Genomic DNA, 5,781 nt, shown 5'->3' with positions numbered 1-5,781 from the left:
ATCTTCCATGGCACGCACTTGCCGCTGACCACCTGGTGTCTGGCGATCTACCTGCTCACGCAGCGCAAGAGTGGCATCTCGGCGCTGCAGCTGTCCCGGGAGCTCGGCGTCGCCTACAACACCGCCTGGAAGCTCAAGCACAAGCTGCTGCAGGTCATGCACGAGCGCAACCAGGGGGAGAGGCTCTCCGGACGCATCGAGTTGGATGACGCCTACCTGGGCGGTGAACGGCCGGGAAAGCGCGGGCGTGGCGCTGAGCACAAGTTCCCGTTTGTGGCGGCCGTAGAAACCGATGAGGCGGGCTATCCTCAGCGTGTTCAGCTGCGCCGTGTGAGCGGCTTTACCCTTGCCGAGATACGTCGCTACGCCCAACAGGCCATTGCACCCGGGAGTCTGGTCATCAGCGACGGCCTCGGATGCTTCCGGGCCTTCGATACGCCCCCCTACGTTCATGAGCGCCATATCACCGGGGGTGGACGTGCCAGTGTTGAGAACCCCGAGTTCAACTGGGTCAACACGCTGCTGGGCAACGTCAAGAACGCGATCACCGGCACCTACCATGCCATCCGCGGGCAGCATGCCCCGCGCTACCTGGCCGAGTTCGAGTACCGCTTCAATCGGCGCTATGACCTCAAGGCCATGATCCCGCGCTTTCTCACGGTAGCCGCCCGAACACCGCCGATGCCATACCGGTTCCTGAAGATGGCTGAGCCTTATGCGTAATCAGGCAAACATAAGAAGCCCAGAGGCGCGGACTATACCGGTTCCGCCAGCGAACATTGACAGGAGACCTGAGTCCGTGAGCCCCTTATAAAAAGTCCATTAGTATCGATGGTTTACATGAAAATAGGTGATATCTTGAGTGAAGCAAAAAACCTATCTTGATCTTTTTAATTGTTTTTATTATGCAAAGGCACACGGATTCAAGGTGTCGAGCGAATAAAGCATGGCCAAAATAGCCGTGCTCAAACCCCAAGAGAAGGAGCAAGCTCCGCCATGAGCATTGTAAATCTCTATCGATACGGGGCCCCTGCGAGGGGGCTCGTTATTGGGCTGCAAAGACTGAGCAGCTGCATTGCCTGGGTTGAGAAGTGGACCTGCGTTTGTCTTGTGGCCAGCTTCTCGATCCTCTTGGTGGCCAATGTGATCATGCGCTATGTGTTCTCATCTCCGCTGTACTACGCGGAGGAGGTTTCGGTCATCATCATGATCTGGATGAGCTTTCTGGCTACATCACTGACGATTCGACAACACCAGCTAGTAGCGGTAACGCTTTTCATTGATCTGCTCGGGTCGCGCGCGCAGCGCGTCGCGCAGAAGCTTGCTGATTTCATAGTCCTAGTGATGTTAATCACCTTGACGATTGCCTCCATCCAGTGGTTCATCTCGCCGGCGGCCAGTATCGGCATCCTGATCACACTCGGCATCTCTAAGCAACCCTTTCTCACTGTCATCCCGCTGTTCTTTATCGCCAGCACAATTCACCACATCACCAACATAGTCGGCCATTGGATGGCAAAGGAGCTAATCAATGCTAATCGCCCTTAGCTTCCTGGGATTGATGCTGCTGGGCGTCCCGGTCGGCTTCGTTCTTCTCGGAGCGGCGTTAGTGTTCGTGTTGCAGACTGGAAACTACGCCCTGATCGGGGCGCTGCCACAGCAGATGTTTTCATCACTGGAAATATTCGATTTGCTGGCGATCCCCTTGTTCATCCTGCTCGGGGAGATCATGAGCGAGAGCGGGATGACCCGGCGGCTGTTTGCGGCCGCACAGGCACTGTTGGCCTGGGTGCCGCGTAGCTTGGCCTACGTGAATCTCGTGGCAAACCTGTTCCTCGCTGCGATCCTAGGCTCAGCTAATGCACAGGTGGCAGTGATGAGCCGGGTCTGTGTGCCGGAGATGATGGCGTCCGGCTATACCAAGAAATTTGCTACTGCCCTGACGATCGCTGCCTCGCTGCTCGGGCCGATTATTCCGCCGTCGATGATTTTTATAATTTACGGTGTGGTCGCACGGGTTCCGATCGACGCGATGTTCATCGGTGGAATCCTGCCCGGCTTGCTGCTGTTTCTAACGTTCTCCCTTCTTATCGCCTTTCTTCCTAGTGGGCGACCTGATGCGGTAAGCACTGGCGATGACGCCGGCATGAGCACCGAAATCCAAGTCTCGCGCCTGCGACGGGTGCTTGCGGCACTGCCCGCGCTGGCTGTGCCTGCTCTGATTGTTGGCGGCATCCTCTCCGGTGCATTCACACCCACCGAATCAGCTGCAGTTGCCGTGGCAGCGGCACTTCTAGTGGGAGCAGTCGGTTACAGGGAGCTCTCGCTCAAGCGGCTTCCAGAGCTGATGTTTCGCTCAGCAGTCAATAGCGCCGTGGTTATGTTCCTGATCGCGGCCGCTCGCATCTTTGGCTTCGTCCTGACCTTTTATCGGGTACCGCAGAAGGCGACCGAGTTGATGGTTGCCTTTACCAGCGACCCGACGCTATTCCTTCTCCTGCTTGTCGGTCTGCTACTGCTGATCGGTGCGGTGATGGATGGGATGGCGGCGCTGATCATTCTGGTACCGATCTTGCTGCCCATCGCCCAGTCGGCTTACTTCCTGGATCCTGTTCATTTCGGGATCATCGTCTGCTTGACACTAGTGCTCGGCTTGGTTACTCCGCCAGTGGGAACCGCGCTGTACATCGCCGCATCGATTAACCAAATCAGTATCGGCGCCCTTAGCAGAGCGCTCATACCCTTCATCCTCGCGGCACTTCTTGTGGTGCTCGCGATCGTCCTAGCCCCGATCCTAGTCACTGCGCTTGCCTAAGCACACCGAGTTCGAGGGCCTCTCAGATAAGGAGCTGTGCATGTCCCGCCCTGATTTGAACATGTATTACAAGAAATTGGAGAACCAGCACCTTGGTCCGCTTTGGGAAGTGCTAAAAGGACTGGTCCCAAATGAGCCCAAGCCGCGCGCGCAACCCCATCACTGGGATTTTGCTGCTGTGAGGGAACGGATCATCGAAGCAGGAACATTGATTAGTGCTGAGGAGGCGGAGCGGCGCGTGCTGGTGCTGCAGAACCCTGGCCTGCCGGAGACCTCGCAAATTACTGATACTCTTTATGCAGGACTGCAGCTTATTCTTCCTGGCGAAGTGGCGCCAGCGCATCGTCACACGCAGTCTGCGCTACGTTTTATCATCGAGGGTTCAGGCGCTTACACTTCGGTGGACGGCGAGCGCACAACGATGCACCCGGGCGATTTTATCATCACGCCATCTTGGGCTTGGCATGATCACGGCAATGAGGCCGACGAGCCGGTGATCTGGCTGGACGGGCTCGATGTCCCCTTGGTGAACTTCCTGCGTGCGGGCTTCCGAGAGGAGCACGAGAACGCAGTACATAAGACTGTTCGTCCAGAGGGGGATGCAATGGCTCGCTATGGCATGGGCCTAGTGCCAATCACCCTTAATCGCGGGGGGCTCGACACCTCGCCAGTCTTCAATTATCCTTACGAGCGCACGCGGGAGGCTCTGGAGCACCTGCGGCATGACGAGCCTGATCCGCACCATGGCCACTGTCTGCGCTACGTTAACCCAACCAATGGCGACTGGGCCATTCCCACAATCGCTACCAGCATGCGGCTGCTGCCCAAGGGCTTTCATACCCGCCCCTATGCATCGACGGATGGGGCAGTCATGGTGGTGGTCGAAGGACGCGTCAAGGTTAAGATCGGATCGGAGGAGTTCCTCGCTCGCCCTAAGGATGTACTTGCGCTTCCTGGTTGGTTGCCCTATGAGCTCGAGGCTGTCGAGGACACCGTCGCCTTTACCTATTCGGATCGCCCCGTGTACGAGAAGCTCGGCCTGTGGCGCGAGTGGCTCGGTTAATGCCACACTCTGCGTGAGCACCTTAATTTATCATTAAAGATAGGATCAATATCATGCGAATCTGTCGTTTTAATTCTGATCGGCTCGGTGTCATCGAGGGCAAGGAGGTTCTCGACGTGTCCGAGGCGCTAAAATGCATTCCGGCTGTTACTTGGCCGTTGCCCCCGGGTGATCTTCTGATCGCTAATTTGCCGCAAATCATGGAGGAGATCGACAGGCTCAGAGAAGAAGCGAAGAGGCTGCCCCTAGACTCGGTTAAGCTCTCTAGTCCGGTCGCTAATCCTTCCAAAATCCCTGCTGCGCCAGTGAACTATCTCAAGCACTTGGCCGAGGCGCAGGCGAACCCGGAGACTTTCCATCAGCAGCATGTTCAAAAGATTCACGATGTAGGGCTATTCCTGAAGTCCTCTAGTTCCTTGGCCGGGCCGGTCGATGGGGTCCGGCTGCGTTATGCAGAGCGGCGTAACGATCATGAAGTAGAGCTGGCGGTGATTATTGGCCGCACGGCCGACCGGGTCAGTCGCGAGGAGGCGCTGGACTATGTGGCAGGCTACGCGATCGGGCTGGACATGACTCTGCGTGGGGGCGAGGAGCGCTCGCTGCGCAAGTCCATCGATACGTACTCAGTGCTTGGGCCTTGGCTTGTAACAGCCGATGAAATCAAGGCCCCGGGGAATCTTGATCTGGAGCTGTTGGTGAACGGCGAGTTGAGGCAGAGGGCTAATACTCGTGACCTGGTCATCGATATCCCGACTCTGATTGAGTGGGCATCCTCTTTCTACGCGCTTCACCCGGGTGATGTCCTGATGACTGGCACGCCCGATGGCGTCGGCCCTGTCAAGCCCGGCGACAAAGTCACTGCCCGGTGCGAGGGGATCGGTGAGATGGAGATCGACATCTCCTTGGCTTGAGTCATAATTGGCAGGAGGAACTCCTGAATCCGTGAGCCAATCATAGGAAATATATATTGTAAGTATCCCCCGGCTTTGCCGGGGATTACCTTATTCCTGAATCCGTGAATCCGTGAATCCGTGAATCCGTGAATCCGTGAATCCGTGAATCCGTGAACCCGGCACCCAAAAACGCTCCTAAGCCGCTGACCTGCATGATAATATCGCCAAATCAGCCCTTCACCCGTAGCGTACCATGCCCAACATCCAGTTCCGCGCCAGTGGTCGTACCCTCACCAGCCATGCCGGTCTCTCGATCATCGGCCAGTGCGTCGAGATGGCCGGTATCGACAGCCTCGACAGTCGCTTCCCCACCTCGCAAGGAGTGCCTTCCAGCGACATCGTCAAGGCCTACCTGGGGCTGCTGTGTCTGGGCATGAGTGACTTCGATGCCATCGAGAACTTCCGTCAGGACAAATCGTTCAAGCACCTGCTCAACCTGCACAAGGTGCCCAGACCCTGCCGCTGCTGCTGCGGCAACTCCGCCTGCCCACCATGGCCGCTTGCTGGTCCCAGCTGGAGACCCGCGCCCAGACCGAGGGCTGGAGCCTGCCCCAGACGCTGGCCGCCCTGTGCGAGCACGAGCTGGCCGAGCGTGAACGGCGCCGACTGGCCCGTCACCTCAAGGAGGCCCGGCTGCCGGTGGGCAAGACCCTGGAGACCTTCGAATGCGACGCCCTCACCGCCGAGCAGCGCCGGCAGCTGAGCGCTCTGGCGGGCGATACCCAGTGGGTCGACCAGGCCCACAACCTGCTGCTGTTCGGCCCCTCCGGCGTGGGCAAGAGCCACGTGGCCGCCGGGCTTGGTCATGCGCTAATCGACCAGGGCTACCGGGTGCGCTACGCCACGGCATCGGGCCTGGTGCAGGAGCTCCAGGCCGCCAAGCAGGCCCTGCGCCTGAGCGATGCGCTGACCAAGCTCGACAAGTACGCCGTGCTGGTGATCGACGACAT

6 protein-coding genes are annotated in these 5,781 nt (G+C 58.2%); all 6 read left to right on the top strand.

Translation table 11 applies throughout. The features are described from left to right. Positions 1–723 (top strand): IS1595 family transposase (locus tag OP498_RS18025; RefSeq protein WP_280554730.1); only part of this gene is annotated, 723 nt, incomplete at its 5' end. Between the two features lie 273 nt (positions 724–996). Further along, positions 997–1,548: a TRAP transporter small permease subunit gene (locus OP498_RS18020; protein WP_280554728.1), complete on the top strand. Its 552-nt coding sequence runs from the start codon at positions 997–999 to the stop codon at positions 1,546–1,548. After that, the gene (locus OP498_RS18015) at positions 1,532–2,815 is read left to right on the top strand and encodes a TRAP transporter large permease (protein WP_280554727.1); all 1,284 of its coding nucleotides are present in this window, start codon (positions 1,532–1,534) and stop codon (positions 2,813–2,815) included. Before OP498_RS18020 ends, OP498_RS18015 begins: the two co-directional genes overlap by 17 nt. Positions 2,816–2,855: 40 nt before the next feature. Beyond that, positions 2,856–3,878, top strand: coding sequence for a gentisate 1,2-dioxygenase (gtdA, locus tag OP498_RS18010; RefSeq protein WP_280554725.1), 1,023 nt, complete (start codon positions 2,856–2,858; stop codon positions 3,876–3,878). A gap of 53 nt (positions 3,879–3,931) precedes the next feature. Next, positions 3,932–4,789: a fumarylacetoacetate hydrolase family protein gene (locus OP498_RS18005; RefSeq protein ID WP_280554723.1), complete on the top strand. Its 858-nt coding sequence runs from the start codon at positions 3,932–3,934 to the stop codon at positions 4,787–4,789. 534 nt (positions 4,790–5,323) lie between these two features. Continuing rightward, the coding region (locus OP498_RS18000; RefSeq protein WP_280554722.1) for an ATP-binding protein at positions 5,324–5,781 on the top strand (458 nt) is incomplete at its 3' end.

The sequence above is a fragment of the Halomonas sp. 25-S5 genome (assembly GCF_029889845.1).
In the GTDB taxonomy this organism is placed as follows: domain Bacteria; phylum Pseudomonadota; class Gammaproteobacteria; order Pseudomonadales; family Halomonadaceae; genus Halomonas.
Note: the sequence above shows the minus strand (reverse complement) of the source record. Positions and strands in the feature narration are given on the sequence as shown.